This is a genomic window from Ensifer sp. EB106-05-01-XG146 (genome assembly GCF_058791875.1).
In genome coordinates, this window is the sequence record NZ_JBYTDX010000002.1 from 795,352 (window position 1) to 814,233 (window position 18,882).

Annotated in this window: 18 protein-coding genes; 11 read left to right on the top strand and 7 right to left on the bottom strand. The window is 63.3% G+C overall.

All coding sequences use genetic code 11. The annotated features are described in order from the left end of the window. Positions 1-116: 116 nt before the first annotated feature. On the bottom strand, positions 117-803 hold the full coding sequence (locus AC3WVQ_RS23695) for a GntR family transcriptional regulator (RefSeq protein WP_034799636.1): 687 nt from the start codon (positions 801-803) through the stop codon (positions 117-119). 240 nt (positions 804-1,043) lie between these two features. On the opposite strand from AC3WVQ_RS23695, the gene AC3WVQ_RS23700 reads away from it, so the two are divergent. The 4 genes from AC3WVQ_RS23700 (at position 1,044) to AC3WVQ_RS23715 (ending at position 5,937) form a co-directional block, all read left to right on the top strand. Continuing rightward, a complete protein-coding gene (locus AC3WVQ_RS23700) occupies positions 1,044-2,075 on the top strand; it encodes an amino acid ABC transporter substrate-binding protein (RefSeq protein WP_051659497.1) in 1,032 nt (343 codons plus the stop codon). Positions 2,076-2,246: 171 nt separating this feature from the next. After that, positions 2,247-3,395, top strand: a complete 1,149-nt coding sequence (locus tag AC3WVQ_RS23705; protein ID WP_492383036.1) for an amino acid ABC transporter permease — start codon at positions 2,247-2,249, stop codon at positions 3,393-3,395. Between the two features lie 3 nt (positions 3,396-3,398). Then, positions 3,399-4,505 (top strand): amino acid ABC transporter permease, encoded by a 1,107-nt coding sequence (locus AC3WVQ_RS23710; protein WP_034799638.1) that lies wholly within the window; start codon positions 3,399-3,401, stop codon positions 4,503-4,505. After that, positions 4,498-5,937, top strand: a complete 1,440-nt coding sequence (locus AC3WVQ_RS23715) for an amidohydrolase family protein (RefSeq protein WP_034799639.1) — start codon at positions 4,498-4,500, stop codon at positions 5,935-5,937. Before AC3WVQ_RS23710 ends, AC3WVQ_RS23715 begins: the two co-directional genes overlap by 8 nt. A 16-nt stretch (positions 5,938-5,953) precedes the next feature. Here the strand turns inward: AC3WVQ_RS23715 and AC3WVQ_RS23720 are convergent, their stop codons facing one another. Next, positions 5,954-6,541, bottom strand: coding sequence for a YqaA family protein (locus tag AC3WVQ_RS23720; protein ID WP_492383037.1), 588 nt, complete (start codon positions 6,539-6,541; stop codon positions 5,954-5,956). Positions 6,542-6,670: 129 nt separating this feature from the next. Then, positions 6,671-7,576, bottom strand: a complete 906-nt coding sequence (locus tag AC3WVQ_RS23725) for an AraC family transcriptional regulator (RefSeq protein WP_492383038.1) — start codon at positions 7,574-7,576, stop codon at positions 6,671-6,673. A 97-nt stretch (positions 7,577-7,673) separates the two neighbouring features. Between AC3WVQ_RS23725 and AC3WVQ_RS23730 the strand changes: the two genes are divergently transcribed. Further along, on the top strand, positions 7,674-8,417 hold the full coding sequence (locus tag AC3WVQ_RS23730) for an SDR family NAD(P)-dependent oxidoreductase (RefSeq protein ID WP_492383039.1): 744 nt from the start codon (positions 7,674-7,676) through the stop codon (positions 8,415-8,417). A gap of 25 nt (positions 8,418-8,442) precedes the next feature. Here the strand turns inward: AC3WVQ_RS23730 and AC3WVQ_RS23735 are convergent, their stop codons facing one another. From AC3WVQ_RS23735 to AC3WVQ_RS23750, 4 genes are all read right to left on the bottom strand, one after another. Further along, a complete protein-coding gene (locus AC3WVQ_RS23735) occupies positions 8,443-8,565 on the bottom strand; it encodes a hypothetical protein (protein WP_492383040.1) in 123 nt (40 codons plus the stop codon). Further along, complete coding sequence (locus AC3WVQ_RS23740) at positions 8,558-9,271, bottom strand: phosphate/phosphite/phosphonate ABC transporter substrate-binding protein (protein ID WP_492383041.1); 714 nt, start codon at positions 9,269-9,271, stop codon at positions 8,558-8,560. Before AC3WVQ_RS23740 ends, AC3WVQ_RS23735 begins: the two co-directional genes overlap by 8 nt. Positions 9,272-9,380: 109 nt before the next feature. Then, entirely contained in the window at positions 9,381-11,660 is a 2,280-nt protein-coding gene (locus AC3WVQ_RS23745; protein WP_492383042.1) for a methyl-accepting chemotaxis protein, read from the bottom strand. A gap of 164 nt (positions 11,661-11,824) precedes the next feature. After that, positions 11,825-12,472 (bottom strand): TetR/AcrR family transcriptional regulator, encoded by a 648-nt coding sequence (locus AC3WVQ_RS23750; RefSeq protein WP_492383043.1) that lies wholly within the window; start codon positions 12,470-12,472, stop codon positions 11,825-11,827. Positions 12,473-12,605: 133 nt separating this feature from the next. Between AC3WVQ_RS23750 and ligD the strand changes: the two genes are divergently transcribed. The 6 genes from ligD to AC3WVQ_RS23780 all read left to right on the top strand — a co-directional run bounded on the left by ligD (position 12,606) and on the right by AC3WVQ_RS23780 (position 18,870). Next, positions 12,606-15,077 carry a DNA ligase D gene (ligD, locus tag AC3WVQ_RS23755; RefSeq protein WP_492383044.1) on the top strand — a complete coding sequence of 824 codons (2,472 nt, stop codon included), beginning with the start codon at positions 12,606-12,608 and terminating at the stop codon, positions 15,075-15,077. Between the two features lie 26 nt (positions 15,078-15,103). Then, on the top strand, positions 15,104-15,988 hold the full coding sequence (gene ku, locus AC3WVQ_RS23760) for a non-homologous end joining protein Ku (protein ID WP_034799645.1): 885 nt from the start codon (positions 15,104-15,106) through the stop codon (positions 15,986-15,988). Then, a complete protein-coding gene (locus AC3WVQ_RS23765; protein WP_492383045.1) occupies positions 15,988-17,070 on the top strand; it encodes a tetratricopeptide repeat protein in 1,083 nt (360 codons plus the stop codon). The genes ku and AC3WVQ_RS23765 overlap by 1 nt, the downstream gene beginning before the upstream one ends. A gap of 1 nt (position 17,071) precedes the next feature. Then, positions 17,072-17,713: an alpha/beta hydrolase family protein gene (locus tag AC3WVQ_RS23770; protein WP_492383046.1), complete on the top strand. Its 642-nt coding sequence runs from the start codon at positions 17,072-17,074 to the stop codon at positions 17,711-17,713. Between the two features lie 13 nt (positions 17,714-17,726). Continuing rightward, the gene (gene xth, locus AC3WVQ_RS23775) at positions 17,727-18,500 is read left to right on the top strand and encodes an exodeoxyribonuclease III (protein WP_492383047.1); all 774 of its coding nucleotides are present in this window, start codon (positions 17,727-17,729) and stop codon (positions 18,498-18,500) included. 163 nt (positions 18,501-18,663) lie between these two features. Further along, positions 18,664-18,870, top strand: coding sequence for a TOBE domain-containing protein (locus AC3WVQ_RS23780; RefSeq protein ID WP_034799649.1), 207 nt, complete (start codon positions 18,664-18,666; stop codon positions 18,868-18,870). Positions 18,871-18,882: the final 12 nt, after the last annotated feature.

Consider the following 18,882-nt stretch of genomic DNA (forward strand, 5'->3'; position numbering starts at 1 on the left):
CGGTATCGTTGCAGATATTGGAGACAGATGCCGCGCCTGGTGTGTTGCCGCGCGACAGATGGTGGCGCAGATCGGCGAAAGAAAGTCGTATTCTCGACCGAATAGTTGAGGCGCCGTCAGCCCTTGCGGGCGTAGCGTTGCAGGATCGCGGAGATATCCGGCTCGGTCTTGTCGGTGTCGAGTTCGGCGCGAAGCTCGACCGCGTCGAGGTGTTCGAGCATGATCCGTTCCGCCGTGGCGGTGTCGCGCGATTGCAGGGCGCGGATGATCTGGACATGCTCGTCGACGGCACATTCCGGCGAATGCAGCCGCGCGAACCGGGCGAGGATCAGCGAACAGCGTGAGACGATCTCGCGGACGAACCGCGTCAGCGCCTGTGAGCCCGTAAGCTCGGCAAGCAGGATGTGAAATTCGCCAGCGAGCCGGATCGAAAGCGGGCCGTGATCTGTAAGCGCCGTCTCCTCCTGCCGGACATGCTGCTGCAGCCGCTTGACGCCGGCGGCGTCGAGATCGGCGACGAGCCGTCGGATCACCTCGGCTTCGAGCATGCGTCGCAGTGCGAAGATGTCGCGGGCTTCCTCCAATGTCGGCTCGGCCACGCAGGCGCCCTTATTGGCGCGTAAATCGACAATGCCTTCGGCGTTGAGCCGGACCAGGGCCGCCCGAACGCTGGTACGGCTGACCTTGAAATGGTCGGCGATCGTATCTTCGGAAAGTTTCGTTCCGGGCCTCAGGGCCTGTTCCAGGATCGCCTGGCGCAAAAGCTTGTAGACCACTTCGCTGCGGCTAGATTTCTCAGACAAGGGTGCCTCCCCAACGGGCCGATCGGGGACCGGCCGAACATGTCCCTTGTCTTCGATAGCGCCCGTCCAAATGGTCGTCAATATTGTATACAATAATGTTGATGTTTGTATTCTCTTGTCGTATGCAATTGCAGGCGCCGACAAAAATAGGCCGGTGCCGGCCGGTTCGGGAGGAGGCGTGCGGAGAGGACCGCGCGACCTGAGAAGGCCTGAAAGGGAACAGCCAATGGGAGGGAATTCATGAACAGCAGGATTCTGCAGCTCTGTGCGACAGTTGCCGGCATCGCCGTCGGCCTGGTGGCCGCGACCGCTGCCAACGCCGCGACGACGCTCGAAACCGTCAAGGCCCGCGGCAAGCTGATCTGCGGCGTCTCGATGAGCACGCCGGGCTTTGCGACGGCCGATGCCAAGGGTCACATGGAAGGCTTCGACGTCGATGTCTGCCGCGCCGTGGCGGCTGCCGTATTCGGCGATCCGGAAAAGGTCGACTTCGTCCTGACCAACATCAATACGCGCTTCCAGGCGCTTCAGTCCGGCGAGATCGACATGCTGTCGCGCCAGACGACCATGACCTTTTCGCGCGAAACCTCACTCGGGCTCGATTTCGGCCCGACCGTGTTCTACGACGGCCAGGGTCTGATGGTGCCGAAGTCGCTCGGCGTCAGCAGCGCCAAGGAACTGACCGACGCAGCGATCTGCACGCTGCCGGGCACCACGACCGCCCAGAACCTCAGCGACTTCTTCCGTACGATCGGCGGCAAGTTCGAGCTGGTCGTCTTCGAAAGCCCGGACGAAAACCGCAACGCCTTCTTCTCCGGCCGCTGCGAGGCGATCTCGTCCGACCGTTCGGACCTTGCCTCGATCCGCGCCGTTGCCAACAACCCGGACGATTACGTCGTGCTGCCGGAAACGATCTCAAAGGAGCCGCTGGCGCCGGCCGTTCGCCAGAACGATTCCAACTGGCGTGACATCGTCTCCTGGTCTGCCTGGATGCTGATGGCTGCCGAAGAGCGTGGGATCACCCAGGCCAATGTCGACGAGATGACCAAGAGCGAGGATCCGGAGATCCAGCGCATGCTCGGCGTCAGCGAAGAACTCGGCAAGATGCTGAACCTCGACAACAAGTGGGGCTACAACATCATCAAGGGCGTCGGGAACTACGGCGAAGTGTTCGAGCGCAACCTCGGCACCAAGACCGCGCTTGGCCTGACGCGTGGCCCGAACACGCGCTGGAGCGAAGGTGGCCTGCTCTACGCACCGCCGTTCCGTTGAGAATCGACGGGCCCGCGCGTTTCGCTCGGGTCCACGTCTCCACATGGTGCCTAATCGGCCCGTGGAGAGTGCGCGCGGTATGCCGCCGTACTATAAACGATAGAAATCGATCAAGTTATGATCTTGGGTCGCGCCGGCCCGAGATCATTGTGCTCCAAGGGACGGGTGCCGATGCCCCTGTTTTATGACGCGCGCATTCGCGCCTATCTCTATCAAGTGATCGCCGTCGGCGTCGTGCTGCTCATCGCCTGGGTGATGTTCAGCACCGCAAGCGCCAATCTTGCCAAGCAGGATATTGCGACCGGTTTCGGCTTCCTGGCGCGCCAGGCCGGATTTGTCATTACCGAATCTGCCATCACCTATGAGCCGACGGATACGATCGGCCGCGCGATCCTCGTCGGCATCACCAACACGGTCAAGGTTTCGCTGCTCGCTGCCCTGTTCGGCACTGTTCTCGGGCTGTTGGTCGGCATCGGGCGGCTGTCGCACAATCCGATGTTGTCGCGGCTGATGCTTGCCTATGTGGAAGCGCTGCGCAACGTGCCGCTGCTGCTTTATCTTCTGCTCTGGTATTCGCTGATCATCTCCGTGTTTCCGCCAGTCAAGCAGGCGATCGAGATGCTTCCCGGCGTCTTTCTGTCGAACAGCGGTCTGGTCACGCCGGCGCTGCACTGGCAGAGCGGTTTCGCTGCGCTGGTCACGGCCTTTGTTGTCGGCGTCGCTGCCGCCGTCGTTACCGCGCGCATTCTCGGCCGCCGCCGCATCGTAACCGGCAAGGAGCGGCCGATTGCCCTGTTCGCGACGATCGCGTTTCTGCTGCCGCTCGCCGCAACCATCCTCTTCGCAAACATCTCGGTCACCTGGGATGTGCCGGAACTCGGCCGCTTCCGCCTGAGCGGCGGCTATCATTTGCGCCCCGAATTCGTGGCGCTTCTGCTAGGGCTGACGCTCAGCGTGTCGGCCAATGTCGCGGAAATCGTTCGCGCTGGCATCCAGGCAGTCAGCAAGGGGCAGTGGGAAGCGGCGACGGCACTTGGCCTGTCGCGGGCACGCACGCTGAAGCTCGTGATCCTGCCGCAGGCGCTGCGCATCATCATTCCGCCGCTCACCAACACCTATCTGACCGTGTTCAAGAACAGCTCGCTCGCGATCGCCATCGGCTATCCGGATCTGGTGATGGTCTCAAACACGATTATGAACCAGACGGGCCAGGCGATTGAAGCCATTGCCATTTTCATGGGCGTCTATCTCGGCCTGTCGATCCTGATCTCGCTGGTGATGAACTGGTACAATGCGCGGGTCGCGCTGAGGGAGCGCTGAGCCATGACACAGGTCGACACCCTCGCGAGCAATGCGACGCTTGCGCCGAGCCGCGAAGCGCCACCGGCATCGCGCAGCCGCTGGTTCAGCGCCTATTTCGGCACGCCCGGCAATGCGCTGATCACCATCCTCTGCCTCGGCACGGTCTTTGCGCTCGCCAAGCTCGCAATCGGCTGGCTCTTCGTCGACGCCACCTTTGTGGGCACGCCGGCGGAATGCAAGGCGACCAGCGGCGCCTGCTGGCCGTTCCTGTCGGCGAAGATGCGCTACATCTTTTTCGGCTTTTATCCCTTTGAAGAGCAATGGCGTCCGCTGACGGCGATGCTTCTGTTTCTCGGCGCCTGCCTCGTCTCGATGATGCCGAAGGTCTGGGGGCGGGGACTGCTGATCGCCTGGGTCGCCGTCGTCCTGCCGGTGCTCTATGTGCTGATGGCGGGCGGCTATTTCGGCCTCACGGTCGTGCCCACGACGCAATGGGGCGGGCTGCCGCTTTCCTTCATGCTCTCCTTCATCGGGCTTGCCTGCGCGCTCCCGCTTGGCATTGCGCTGGCGCTCGCCCGCGCATCGAGCCTTCCGGCAATCCGCGTCCTCGGCGTCGGCTTCATCGAGATCGTGCGCGGGGTGCCGCTGATCAGCATCCTGTTCATGGCGACGGTCATGCTGCCCCTGTTCATGCCCAATGGCATCACCATCGACAAGCTCGTCCGGGCGCAGGTGGCGATCATCCTCTTTGCCGCCGCCTATATCGCCGAGATCGTGCGCGGCGGCCTGCAGGCGGTTCCCAACGGGCAGGTCGAGGCCGGCCATTCGCTGGGTCTGCATTACTGGCAGATCATGCGTAAAATCGTGCTGCCGCAGGCGCTGAAGAAGGTCATTCCGCCCTTGGTCAGCCTGTTCATCGGCTTCTTCCAGGATACAACGCTGGTGACGATCGTCGGTCTGCTCGACTTCCTCGACACCGTCCGCACCGCCATGCGCGACCCGCAATGGCAGGGCATCGCGGTGCTGGAGGGCTATGTCTTCGCGGCTGTTGTATACTTCGTTTTCAGCGCTCTCATGGGGGCTTACAGCCGTTTCCTTGAGCAATATTTCAGGACCACGCATGACTAAAGAGATCCACGTCATCCGCAAAGCGCATACGCTCGTCGCCTTCGACCGCAAGCTTAATGGCCATGTCTATCTCAACGACGCCGACGTCGCCTATGACGAGAAGGGCTTCGTGCATGTCGGCGGCCACTATGACGGTCCGTTCGTCAGCGAAAGCTCCGGCCGCGACCGGATGATCCTGCCGGGCTTCGTCAACGTGCATTGCCATTCCGGCGAGGAGCCGATCTCCAAGGGCATCTTCGAGGACATGGGGACGGCAGCGCTCTGGGGCAATGCGCTCTACGAATACTCCAACCTTCTGGAAATCGATGACGATGCGATCGAGGCGTCGCTGACGGTCATGGTCGGCGACCTGATGCGTAGTGGCGTCACCACGTTGCTCGATATTGCCGGCCCGCATGCGAGCTGGCTGCCGACGCTTGCCAAGAGTGGTGCACGCACCTTCGTCGCGCCGGGTTTCCGCGAAGCGCAATGGCACGTCGAAGACAGCCATCGTCTTGACTTCCGTTGGGACAGGGCGCGGGGGCGCGATGCCTTTGCGCGAGCGCTTGAGGTCGTCGATACTGCGAATGCACACCCATCGGGCCGCCTTGGCGGCGTCGTCGCACCGTCGCAGATCGAGACCTGCTCGCCGGAACTGCTGCAGGATGCGGTGGCGGCAGCGCGTCAGCGCGGCATGCCGATCACCATTCATGCTGCCCAGACCATGACCGAGCACGAAGAACTCTTGCGCCGGCACGGGCTGACGGCCGTACAATATCTTGAAAAGCTGGGTCTGCTCGGCAAGGACCTGATCCTTGGTCATTGCATCTTCGTCGACAGCCATTCCTGGACGCGACAGCGCACGGAGATCGACTTGCGTCTGCTCGCCGAACGCCAGACGACCGTCGCCCATTGCCCGGTCACCTTCTCGCGCAGCGGCATGGCACTGGAATCGGTCGGCCGCTACCGCCGCGCCGGCGTCAACGTCGCGCTCGGAACCGACAGCTATCCGTTCAACATGCTCGAAGAAATGCGCCAGGCGATGATCTGCGCGCGGCTCTCGGGCAAGTCCGTCTTCGACGTATCCACCGGCGACATCTTCGAGGCGGCGACGACCGCCGGCGCGCGGGCACTTGGCCGGGACGACATCGGCCGGATCGCCGTCGGCTCGAAGGCGGATTTCCTGGTGGTCGATCTCAGGCACCACGCCATGCAGCCGGTCTACGACCCCTTGCGCAATCTCCTGCATTGCGCGGCCGAGCGGGCGATCGAGCGTGTCCACGTGGACGGCACTTGCGTCGTCAGTGATGGCCGCCCGACCTTGATCGATTATGACGGCGCGCTCGCAAAGCTCCAGGAAGCGCAGGACTACGCTTGCCGCAAGGCGGCTGAGAACGACACGAAGGGTCGCGCAATGGGGACGCTTGCGCCGCTCTCACTGCCGCGCAGGTAATTCCGGCCGCGGTCCGTCAGGACAGAAAGCGGTGTGCGGCGAAGAGGCAGATCAGGACTGTCGCCGCCGCGCCCGCCAGCGCGCCAAGACGCCTTTCGAGGAAATCCCGGATCTCTTCGCCGAAACGGCGCAGCAGCCAGGCGAGCAGGAAGAATCGCGCGCCGCGGGCAATGATCGCCGAGACGATGAACAGGCCGAGATTGATGTTGGCGGCGCCTGAAAGGATGGTCACGACCTTGATCGGCGGCAGATGCGCCAGGCCCGAGGTGACGAGCAGCAATGCCAGCATCTCACTGTCGACCGAGGCCTTCAGATGCTCGAAGGTGTCGAGCTTGCCGTAGAACTCGAGCAATGGCCTTGCGATGGTGTCGAAGGCATAATGGCCGAGATACCAGTCGGCGATGCCGCCAAGTACCGAGCAGACCGTCGCCACGAGCGCATAGCGCCAGGCCCGTTCCGGGCGCGCCAGCGCCATCGGGATCAAGAGAAGATCGGCCGGAACCGGGAAGATCGAGCTTTCGACAAAGGCAATGATGCCAAGCCAGACAATGGCGGTTTCCCGTGTCGCGAGCGACATTGTCCAATCGTACAGGCGTCGGAGCATGAGGTGCGGTTCTCTGTTGGCCCGGGGTCCGTTTACGGGCCCCAAGGCTCGTCTATAGGCCAGAGAGCAGGGTGTAAATGTGGCTGACTTCTGTATTTGAGACAATTCTCACGAGAAGCCGTGCCGGTATTATTGGGCAGCCGCCATGCGCGCGTAGCGCCCTGGCGGTTGCCCGACATGGCGGCTGAAGGCCGTGCTGAAGGTGCTTGCCGAGCTGTAGCCGACATGTTCGGCGACGGCGGCAAGATCCAGTTCGCGTTGCCGCAGCAGGTCCTTGGCGATCGCCATGCGCCAGACGAGCAGATACTCCATCGGTGGCACGCCGACGGCGCGCGTGAAGCGCTCGAAGAAGACGGAGCGCGACAGTGCGGCCTCGTGCGCCAGCTCCGTCACGGTCCAGGGATGGGCGGGATCGGCGTGGATCTGGCGAATGGCCACCGCCAGCCGCGCATCTCCCAGCCCGCGCAACAGGCCGGGTGCCGCGCTCTCCCCTTCAATTGATCGAAGCGCCTCGACAAGCATCACTTCCACAAGGCGTGCGAGAACCAGGTCGTGGCCCGGGCGTTCGTCGCGTGCTTCTTCGCCCACAATGCGGACGAGCGTCGAAAGCCGTTCTATCCCGCGCAGATGCATCAATGCCGGCAGCAGCGAAACGAGCAGTCCGGCGTCGGGCGAGTCGAGGACGAAATAGCCGCCGAGCAGGCGCACGTCCGGTTCGCCGTCCTGCCTGCCATGGCGAACGTCGCCGACCGGTGACGGCGCCGCCTTGGGATCGATGAAGGTCGGCTGAACCGGATCGAAGCCCGAGATGGTGAAGCCGGGCGTGCGAGGCAACAACACGAAGTCGCCCGCCTGCAGCGTCACCGGCGCCGCGCCATCGACTGCCAGCCGGCACGATCCCTCGATGGCGGTACAAAAGCTCGGATGACCGAATTCGGAGTAGCGAACCGCCCAGCGGCCGGCACCGCTGATGCCTTTGGTGAACACTGTGCGTGGGCGGAGAAGCTGAATGAGCTGCGAGAGGGGATCGGTCATTTCAGGATGCTAGCAAATAAAATCAGGACTTCAAGCCGTAGAACGTCCGCAGTCCGCGCAGTACTCCGTTTCCATCGCAACCACGAAGGATACCGCTATGAAGACCGTACTGATCACTGGCTGCTCTTCCGGCTACGGGCTGGAGACTGCGCGCCGCTTTCATGCCGAAGGCTGGAGCGTGATTGCCACGATGCGCTCGCCCCGACACGATATTCTGCCGAATTCGAAGCGGCTTCGTTTGCTGGCACTCGATGTCACCGATCCCGACAGCGTCTCTGCCGCCATCGCGGAAAGCGGTCCGATCGATGCGCTCGTCAACAATGCGGGCATCGGCGTGGTGGGTGCCTTCGAGGCAACTCCGATGTCCCATATCCGCAAGGTCTTCGACACCAATACCTTCGGCGTGATGGCGATGACCCAGGCGGTGATCCCGCAGTTCCGTGCTCGCCGGTCCGGCGTCGTCGTCAACGTCACCTCCAGCGTGACGCTTGCTTCCATGCCGCTGGCCGCGGCCTATACCGCCAGCAAGGCGGCGATTAGCGGCTTCACCGGTTCGCTTGCCCACGAGCTTGCCGCCTTCGATATCCGTGTCAAGCTGGTCGAGCCAGGTTACGCGCCAACCACGCGCTTTGCTCACAACACGACGATGCGGGTCGAGGACCTGATCCCCGAGGCCTATGCCGAATTCGCAGCGCCGATCTTCGCCCAATTTGCAGCACCGTCTCTGGTGACGACCGAGGCCGACGTCGCGGAGGCCGTCTGGCAAGCGGCGAACGATTTGTCCGGCCAGCTCCATTTCCCGGCCGGCGACGATGCGGTGGCGCTGGCACAGGCAGGCTGACGAACCTGAACTCAACTGCGCGTCTTCAGGCGATCTCGGGGTAGCCGAGACGATGCGCGAACCGCGCCAGTTCCGCCACAGGCTCGTAATCGGCATCCGACAGAACCGCGAAGTCTTTTAAGGAAAGCACAGCGCGGGCCTCAGCCAAATTGGGCTCCGTGATCGCCCGTCCGAGTGAACTGCGCAGCAGCAAAAGCTCGTCGTCCGAGGCGTCGCCGCGGGTGACGAGAGGCAGGCCCGGCGTGCCTGGCAGTGGCGGTCAAGACCCGCAGACCGGCCACGCGTTCCGGATCAAAACGTTGCGTGTTGCCATAGGTCACGCAGTCGATGGTGGCCACGTCGGCAGTGTCCGATGCAACCGCATCGATGCTTGCCAAATGGCTGCCGGTTTCCGCAACAGAGGAGAAGAACCGGCCATTGCGGCTGCGGGGCGCGATCGCCGCGCGCAACAGGTTGGTTCCGGAATTGCTGATCGGATCGTTGATGGCAGCCCGTGTCCCCCGGAGATCTTCGAGGGAACGGACCGGTGCGTTTGCTCGCACGATGACGAAGCTGCACATGTCGGGCCCGTCGCAGCCCGGGTGCCCGTAGACCGGCGTAGCGACAAGGCGAACCTTGCCGCGCAAATGCCGCACGTAGGGATAGCCGCAGGTTTGCGCGAGCAGCAGCGCCGGATGAAGCCAGGCATCGGCATGATGGAGGACGGCGTCCAATCGGTCGGGCACATCCGTCAGGCCCTCGCGCCGCAGGTCGTCGCGCAGGAACGCCCAGAGCGTTGCCGTTGCGGCCGCGAGCGGCTGAGGGCTGACATACATCGCAAGGCTGGCTATCCGCATGGTTTCCCCGCGCTCCATGAGCACTCCCGCCATGGCGTAAAATGCGTTCGGCGAAGCGTCAAGGCCGTGGTCGCGGCGCCAAAGCGGTGGCAGCCATGCGTCTGGATGGCGGCGCCGATGTGCGGTGCTAGGCCGTGCGGCGAAGGCCAGCCCGCTCCACCGCGGCCGTTTCAGATCGACGTCCGCTGGATGTCGTGCGGAAGCGCTCGACCAGATCGAACAGGCCGGATGCCTGGCCTGAGAGCCTGTGGGTCATGGCGGTGCTGTCCTCGACCATCGCATTGTTCTGCTGGGTCACGGCGTCCAGCGACAGCATGGTCTGGTTGATGTGCTGCAGGTCGGTTGCCTGGTTGCGCGCGTCGCCCGCGATCTGCAGCGTCTGCTCGTTGATCGCGTGGATCTGACCGGAGATTTCGTCGAGCGCGTCGCCAGCGGCCCTGACGAGAGAAACGCCCTTCGCCACTTCCTCGGCCGACGCGGTGATGATCGCCTTGATCTCCCGGGCGGCCTGCGCCGACTTCTGCGCGAGTTCCCGCACCTCATGGGCAACGACCGCAAAGCCCTTACCCGCTTCGCCGGCACGCGCCGCCTCGACCCCTGCGTTCAGCGCCAGGAGGTTGGTCTGGAAGGCGATATCGTTGATCGTGCCGATGATCTGAGAGATGGCGACCGATCCCTTCTCGATCTGGGCCATGGCGCAGACGGCGTTCATCACCACCTGACCCGAACGATCGGAACTCGCCTTGGCCGCGGCGGCGATCGTGGTTGCGGATGTGGCGTGTTCTGCGGTGCGGCCGATGGTGGCGGTGATTGCGCCGAGCGCCGCGGTCGCTTCCTCCAGCGTCGCCGCCTGATGTTCGGTGCGCTTGGCGAGTTGGCCGATGGCGTCGCGCATCTCGCCGGTTTCACCGTCGATCTCGGCGCTTCTCGCCTTCACGTCACCGAGCGTAACCGCCAGGCTCTCCAGCGACAGGTTGAAGTCCGAGCGCAGGCGATCGAAGCCGGCGCCGAAGGGGCGGTCGATGCGGGCCGTCAGATCGCCGTGGGACAAACGTTCGAGCCCCGAGGCCAGCATTTCGACGGCCTCGTTGATCTGGCGCGATACCTCGGCCTGGGTCGTCTCGCGCCCGTGCCGTTCCTCCTCGATCATGGTTTGCGTCTCCGCTGCCTCGGTTTCGAGGCGGGCCCGGTCGCGAAGAGCGTCGCGGAAAACAAGGACGGATCGGGCCATGTCACCGATCTCGTCCTTGCGGGTACCGCCAACACCGCTGATCGTCGTGTCGCCATCGGCGAGCCGGCTCATGTCGCGGACGAGACCGGTAATCGGGTGCGTCAGTCGGCGCGAGTACCAGATGGAGATCGCCAGCGCAGCCGCGAGGACGGCAAGCGCGGTCGCGAGCGTCCAGTTGCGCAAGGCGGTAACCGCGGAAAAGGCCTCCCGCGAGGTCATGACCGCAGCAATGGTCCAGCGCGTGCCGAAAGCATCAAGATTGGTGGCCGCCATCTGGGTTTCCTCGCCGCGGAAATCCGCAAGCCTGCTGCTGACGATGCCGTCTTCCGCCGGCTGGTCGGCCACGATCCGGGCGTTCAGCATATCGTTGCCGGGTGTGGCGGCGCTGTCGGCGAGGAAGAACCCGTTACTGTCGAGCAAAATCGTTTCGCCGGTTTCGCCAAGGCCCGTGCGGTTGCCGACGATTTCGCCGATGCGCCCATCCGGCATTTCAAGGATCAGCGTGCCGATCTTGCCGTCAATCGATTCCAGGGGGATGGCGACGAACGCAGCGGGGCTGCCGCCAAGCGGGGCATAGGCTTCGTAGGACGCAAAGGCGAGCTTGCTCTTGTCCGTTCCCTCGGCCGTTTCCCGGAAGACGCGGCCAAGCCCGGTGTCCTTCCAGGCCGCGTCCTTGAGGTTGAAGCCAAAATCCCCTTTCTTGTTGAGGGCGTATACGACATCGCCGCTGAGATTGGCGAGCAGCACGTCGCGATAGCCGTGGGCTTCGGCGAAGCGCCGGAAGAACGGGTGATAGCGCGCATGCAGCGCGTCGTAGTCGTCGATGCCGGCGGAGCTGTAGAGGGCGCGCTTGTCTTCGGCGTTGGGGTTTTCCGCCAGGTAGCGGCGCTGCAATTCGCTTTCGGTCTTTTCCCCGAACTTGGCGGCTGCGCCATTGAGGTCGGTTAGCGCCTTGGCGACGGACTTCTGTGCTTGCAGATTGCGCAGGTCGTTTTCCACGGTGGTGAGGTAATGGCGTAGCTCGTTGCGGCGGGCATCGGCGAGCGCCTCCAGCTTTTCGATTGCCGCGCGTGACGAGAGATTGCCGCTGACGGTCAGGCTGGCAAGACTGGTGGCAGCAATGGAAAAGGCGGCCAGAGCCGCCGCAGCGAGAGGAAGCTTCGCGGACAAACGCATAACAATCACCGGACGTGCAAGGGGAGGAGGCCATGCCGAAGGCTGGTCGCGACGCCTCATGCGTCCGGCGGAAGGGCTTCCGCGCGGAGAGTTATACGGTCTCACGTTACAGCTTGATGACAGCTGGATGACATCGCCAAAGTTTGCCGTGGAGAGCGACGGCTCTATCTCGGCAAGGCGCCTGTCAGGAAAATGTCGGCGCAGCTTTCTGCTCGCGCCGTGATCGTCGCCTCGTCGATGGTGCCAAGGCAACCCATCATGACGGCGCGTTGCGGCTCCATCGCCATCATGCCGCGCAGCATGCCTGCGGTCAGACGCGGGTCTGCCACCGCGAGCCGGCCGTGGGCCACCTGCGTCCTCAGCCATCGCTCCAAGGTGGCACTTGTCCGCTGGATCGCCTGTTCCCAGAAGGTGGCAGCAACTTCCGGAAAGCGTTCTGCCTCGGCGAGCACCAGGCGGATGATCGCGATCGTGTCGTGCGAGAGCACGAGATGTCCGTAGGCGGCAAGCAGGTGCACCAGGCCACCCCTTACGCCCAGATCTTCCAGGTTCTCTTCATCGGCTTCCAGTACGAACTCGGCGATCCTGAGGGAGATGACGCGCTCGAAGAGATCGGCCTTGGTGGGAAACAGCCGATAGAGCGTCTTGGTGGAAACGCCGGCATTCTGAGCTATGACGTTGATGTTCGCCGCCTCGTAGCCGAGGTCGCAGAATTGCCGTTCGGCGGCGAGGACGATCACCTGGCGCGTCTCGTCGTCCGGTCGGACCTGGGGACGGCCGCGGGAGCGTGGCGTCTTCTGCTTTTCGATCATGGCGGCTTTCCAAATTCTTCGAATTTTTAGGTGAGCCGAGTTGAGAAAGCAATTGTTTTCCGAAATTTCTGTGCCGCGTGTCCTGGCCGTGGCGGATATTGCGACCTTTGCGAACACGTTCTAGCTTTGCTGCATGGCGACGTCGAAACTCACGACCTATCGTGCGAAGCGGGACTTTTCCCGGACGCCGGAGCCTGCCGGAAGAAGTGGCGGGGAGGGCAATCGTTTCGTCGTGCACAAGCACCATGCCACTGCCGATCACTATGATCTCAGATTACAGGTCGGCGACGTGCTGAAAAGCTGGGCGGTCCCCAGGGGGCCGTCGCTCAACCCCGCCGACAAACGGCTGGCTGTCGAGACTGAGGATCATCCGCTCGACTACGTCGACTTCGAGGGCGTCATCCCGGAAGGCGAATATGGCGGTGGGCCGATGATCGTCTGGGATACCGGCGTCTGGGCACCGATGGACGATATCGAAAAGAGCCTGAGAACCGGCGCGTTCAAGTTCCGTCTAGCCGGCGAAAAGCTCAATGGCGGCTGGATGCTGACGCGGCTGAAGCCGAAACCGGGAGACGACGACACGCGCAACTGGCTGCTGTTCAAAGAGCATGATCCAGCCGCCGATGCTGATGTCGACATTCTGACGGCACGCCCGGAGAGCGTGAAAAGCGGGCGGCGCATCGAAGAATTGGTCGAGCCGCCAAAGAAGCCGGCTAAAGCGGCGAAGCCGGCCGTCCTCAAGCCCGGCTCGTTGCCGGGCGCTGTGAAAGGTCCGAAGCCGCAGCGGATCGAGCCGCAGCTCGCCAGCCCGACCCCGAAACCGCCCGGGGCCTCACCGGGAGAACAGACCTGGCTGCACGAAATCAAGTTCGATGGCTACCGCACGATGGCGGATCTCTCGGATGGTTCCGTACGGCTAATCACGCGCAGCGGGCTCGACTGGACGAAACGCTACGGCGATCTGCCAGACGCATTCCGCAAGTTGCCTTGTCGGGAAGCGATGATCGATGGCGAGATCGTCGCTCTCGACGACAAGGGCATTAGCCGCTTCTCGCTGTTGCAGGAGGCTCTTTCATCCGGGACCGATGGCAAGCTCGTCTTCTATGCCTTCGACATCCTCCATCTCGACGGCTGGAATCTCGCCGAAGTTCCATTGGAAAAGCGCAAGGGTCTGCTGGCGCAGCTGCTTGAAGGGCAGATATCGAGCCGTTCCGCCATTCAGTTCAGCGACCATGTGGAAGGTGACGGGCGCGGGCTCTACGATCAGGTCGCCGAGCTGGGGCTGGAAGGGATCGTATCAAAGCGTGCCTCCGCACCCTACCGCAGCGGACGCACCCAGACCTGGACCAAGACCAAAGCGCTCAAAAGCGAAGACTTCGTGATCGCAGGCTACACCGTCTCCGAGGCGGCCGAGGGGCTGGCGGCACTGGCGCTCGGGGAGTGGGTGGGCGGCGAGCTGCACTACCGCGGCAAGGTCGGCACCGGCTTCGATGCGGCGACAGCCAAGCAATTACTCGCCCGGCTGCAAGCCTTGCGCGGGGGTGAGACCGCGCTGGACGGTGCGCCCAAGGAAATCCTCTGGGTGCGGCCGGTGCTATCCGCCCGCATCCACTACTCCAACCGCACGACCGACAATGTCTTGCGGCATGCGGTGTTCAAGGGGCTTCGCGATGTCGAGCTTTCGGCCCCGGCGACGGCGCCGCGCAAGCGGCTGATCACGGACGCCGACCTGGCGACGATCCAGGTGACCAACGCCGACCGCCGGGTGTTCGGAAGATCCGGACCGACCAAACTCGACATTGCCGTCTACTATGCGCTCGTCGGCGATTTCATGCTGCCGCATATCCTCGGACGACCGGTGTCGCTTTTCCGCTGCCCGACGGGGAAGCGGGCCGATTGCTTCTTCCAGCGCCATCCCTTCACCGGCATGCCGCCCTCCATCGTCAGCTTCAACGCGACCAATTCCGAGGGCGAGAGCAAGTCCTTCCTCTCGATCGAGGGCACGAAGGGTTATCTGGCGCTCGCTCAGTTCGGCGTGATCGAGCTTCATAGCTGGGGTTCGCGGCGCACGCGCTTGGAGAAGCCCGATCGCGTCGTCTTCGATCTTGATCCCGGCGAGGGGATCTCGTGGCGCGACGTGGTCGAGGCAGCGGTCCATATTCGCGGCGAGCTGGAAGCAATCGGCCTCGTTCCTTTCGTCAAGACGTCTGGCGGCAGCGGCATCCACGTCGTGGTGCCGGTCAAACCGAAGCTGGACTGGAAGAAGACACACCAGGCAACGAGCGCGATAGCGACGCGGCTGGCGGCGACTGCACCCCAGACCTTTACCACGACCATGGGCAAGGAAAACCGCGTCAAGCGGATCTTCATCGACTTCCATCGCAATGCGCGCAGCCATACGGCGGCCGCTCCCTATTCGCTGCGGGCACGCACCAATCTGCCGGCTTCGGCCCCGCTTCAGTGGGCGGATCTGGAGACTATCGACGCTCCGGAGGATTTGAACTATTCTTCGCTGCCTGGACTTCTGGATACTTTCGGCGATCCCTGGGCGGATATCGACGACTTTGCCAAGGATCTGCCGCTTCTGTCCGAAACGAGGACGTAATGCGTTTGGCCGCGTAGGAGACATCAATGGCGCCCAGGGCAAGTTGGAAAGGTTATCTCAAACTCAGTCTCGTCAGTTGCCCCGTCAGGCTCTATCCGGCGACCAGTTCGAGCGAGCGCATCAGCTTCAACCAGCTGCACAAGGACACCCACAACCGGATCAACATGAAGCCGGTCGATCCGGAACTCGGGCTCGTCGAGCGCTCGGATCTGGTCAAGGGCTACGAGTACGAGGACAAGAAGTACATCATCATCGAGGACAGCGATCTCGACAGCGTCAGGATCGAATCCAATCACACGATGAACATCGAGGCCTTCGTCGATGAAGGCTCCGTCGACGTGATCTACCAGGACGCGCCCTATTATCTCGCGCCCGACGGCGCGATGGCCGAAGAAACCTTCGTCGTCCTGCGCGAAGCGCTGAAAAAGAGCGGCAAGGTGGCGATCGCGCGCCTGGTGCTTTCGAGCCGTGAACGCGTCGTGACCATCGGCGCGCGCGAAACCGGAATGTTCGTCTGTACGCTGAGAAACCCGAGCGAAGTGCGCGGAACCGCTGAATATTTCGGCAATGTACCCGTTGGTCATCCGGACCCTGAAATGCTGCAGCTTGCCGAAGCCTTGATCCAGCAGAAGATGACGGTCTTCGACCCGAAGAACTATGAGGATCGTTATGAGATCGCGCTGATGAAGATGATCCGCGAGAAGCTCAAAGGTCATAAGCCGATCATTGCGGCAGCCCCTGAGCGCGGCAATGTCATCAACCTTATGGATGCGCTGAAGGCGAGCCTGTCGCAGTCGAAGCCGCCTGCAAAGAGCAAGCCCAAGGCCGAGCCGGCAGCCAAGCAAACCACCAAGGCGGCAGCGCCAGCCAAGCGGACGGCGGCAAAGCCGGCCGCGAAGAAGAAAGCCTGATGGCTGTTGCAGGCCAGACATTCGGTATCGTCGGGGCGTTGTCGGCCTTCCCGCGCCGGCTTGTGGCGCGCGAGGTCGAGCGCCAGCACGGCCACGTGCGTCGCGGCGTGACGCGCCAGACGACCTATCTGGTGTTCGGCCGCAGCCTGCTTGCCAAATCGAGCGAGGCGGAGATCGAAGCCCGTTTCGATGCCGAACATTCGTCCGGGCGGTGGCTTATCAGCGAGAACGGCTTTCTTCGCCTTTTGGGGTTGATGTCGGTGCCAGCTGCGTCCGCGCTTAGTCGCCAGTCGCTGATCGATCAGGCGAGGCTCTCGCCGCGCATCTTCGACTTGCTCTCCCTGTTCGACGCTTTCGAGCATGACAGCGAGCCCTACTCGTTCCGCGACCTCATTCTCGCCAGGAAATATGCCGAGCTGATTGCCAGCGGCGCGAGTTGGACTGCGATCGCCCGGTCCGTTCATCGCTCCGGACCGGTCGCCTCGTTGACGGCGCTTTCGCTGCACCACGGTGGCACCGATGCGATCTATGCCCGCAGCGCCGAGGGCCTGAGCGAGCTGAATGGGCAATTGCTCTTCGATCTCGACACACCCGACGATGCCGCCCTGGAAGATCTCTTCGATCTGGCCGAGGAGGCGGAAGCCAATGGCGACTACCTGGAGGCTGCGGCCTTCTATCAACGCTATCTTGCCATGGACCGGACGGATTCGGTCGCGGCCTTCAACCGCGCCAATTGCCTGAAGGCAGCCGGACGGGAGCTAGATGCGGCCCATGATTACGCCCGCGCCATCAAGCTCGATCCATCCTTCGCCGAGGCCTGGTTCAACCTCGCGGGGCTGATGAACGAACGGGGGCGGATCGACGCCGCGCGCAGGCATCTCGGGAAGGCGATCGAGATTGACGGCGACTATGCCGACGCCGTCTTCAACCTGGCGAAACTCGAATTCGATGCCGGCGATCTCGCGGAGGCGAAGCGTTGGTGGACCCGCTATCTCGAACTCGATAGCGATAGCGAATGGGCGCGAACGGCGGAGCGCGGCGTGCAATATGTCGACCTGCAGAGCCGCCCGAGAACAGGCTGATATGGGCGACAAATTTCTCTTCGACGGACCCGACGATGCCGCGGTCACCATCCTTCTTGCCCATGGCGCCGGCGCGCCGATGGATTCGGCTTCGATGACCGCGACCGCAGGGACGCTTGCGACGGCAGGCTTTCGCGTTGCACGCTTCGAGTTCGGCTATATGGCGGCAAGGCGCACCGTTGAGGGGCGCAAGCCGCCGCCTCGCGCCGACACGCTCAATCCGGAATATCTCGCCGCCATCGAGGATCTGGACGTCAAAGGCCCACTTATCATCGGCGGCAAGTCGATGGGGGGACGCGTCGCGAGCATGATCGCCGATCCGCTGCATGCGGCCGGCAGGATCACCGGGCTGCTCTGCCTCGGTTATCCCTTCCATCCGCCAGCCAAGCCCGAGCAACTGCGCACCAAGCACCTGGCCAGCCTCAAGACGCCGACGCTGATCTGCCAGGGAGCCCGCGACGAATTCGGCACGCGCGAGGAAGTGCAGAACTACGTGCTTTCCGATGCGATCGAAGTCCTGTGGCTCGAGGACGGAGACCATGATCTCAAACCGCGCAAGAGCATTTCCGGCTTTTCGACCGCCGATCATTTAAGGACCTTGGCCGATGCGGTGGCAGCCTGGGCTGCCCGGCTGACACGCTGATCCGATCGCCGGAATGAAGATCGCCACCTTCAACATCAACGGCATCAACAGGCGGCTCGACAACCTGATCGCCTGGCTGGGCGAGGCGGAGCCGGACATCGTCTGTCTGCAAGAGTTGAAGGCGCCCGATCGCCAGTTCCCGCGCTCGGCGATCGAAGCGGCCGGCTACGGCACCGTGCGGCAGGGACAATCCGCGTGGAACGGTGTGGCGATCCTCGCCCGAGACAGCGAGCCGGTGCTGACCCGTGTCGGGCTCGACGGCGACCCGTCGGATGCCGAGGCGCGCTATATCGAGGCTGCCGTCAGCGGCATCCTGGTCGCCTGTCTCTACGCGCCCAACGGCAACCCACAGCCAGGCCCCAAGTTCGTCTACAAGCTTGCCTGGCACGAGCGTCTGGCCAAACATGCCGCCGAACTCTTCGCCCTCGATCTGCCGGTCGTGCTTGCCGGCGACTACAACATAGTTCCGGAGCCGCGCGACATCTACCCGACAACCTCCTACGACGACAATGCGCTGGTCCAGCCCGAAAGCCGCGCCGCATTCGGCGAACTTCTCGACCAGGGCTGGCTCGATGCGCTGCGCAAGATCCACCCGACGAACCAGCTTTTCACCTTCTGGGACTATCGCCGGAACCGTTGGCAGCGCGACGCGGGGCTTCGGCTCGATCATATGCTGCTCAGCCGCAAGCTTTCCCGCAAGCTTACCGGTGCCGGCATCGACCGGGAGGTTCGTGGCATGGAGGGTGCGAGCGATCATGCGCCGGTGTGGATCACGCTCCGCGATTGACCTGACAATGCTGCGGGGAAACTGCACGTCCATGCGCGACGGTGATACTGTTTCGCCTCGAACGCCGCTATTCGCAGCCGCGATCCGGGCTAAACCCCGTCTGGCCTAGCGGCTGAATGCGGTGACCGCGACATTCAGCCTGGTCAACACGAAGGAGAACCGCATGAAAATCAGCGCGCGCAACCGCCTCAAGGGCAAGATTGTCGAAGTCATCAAGGGCGCAACCACCGCCCATGTCCGGATCGACGTCGGCGGCTCGATCGTGACTGCAGCGATCACCAACGAGTCGGTCGACGAACTTGGCCTGAAGGTCGGCGGCGAAGCCTACGCGGTCATCAAGGCCTCGGATGTCATGGTCGGCATCGACTGATACGCTCGCGGC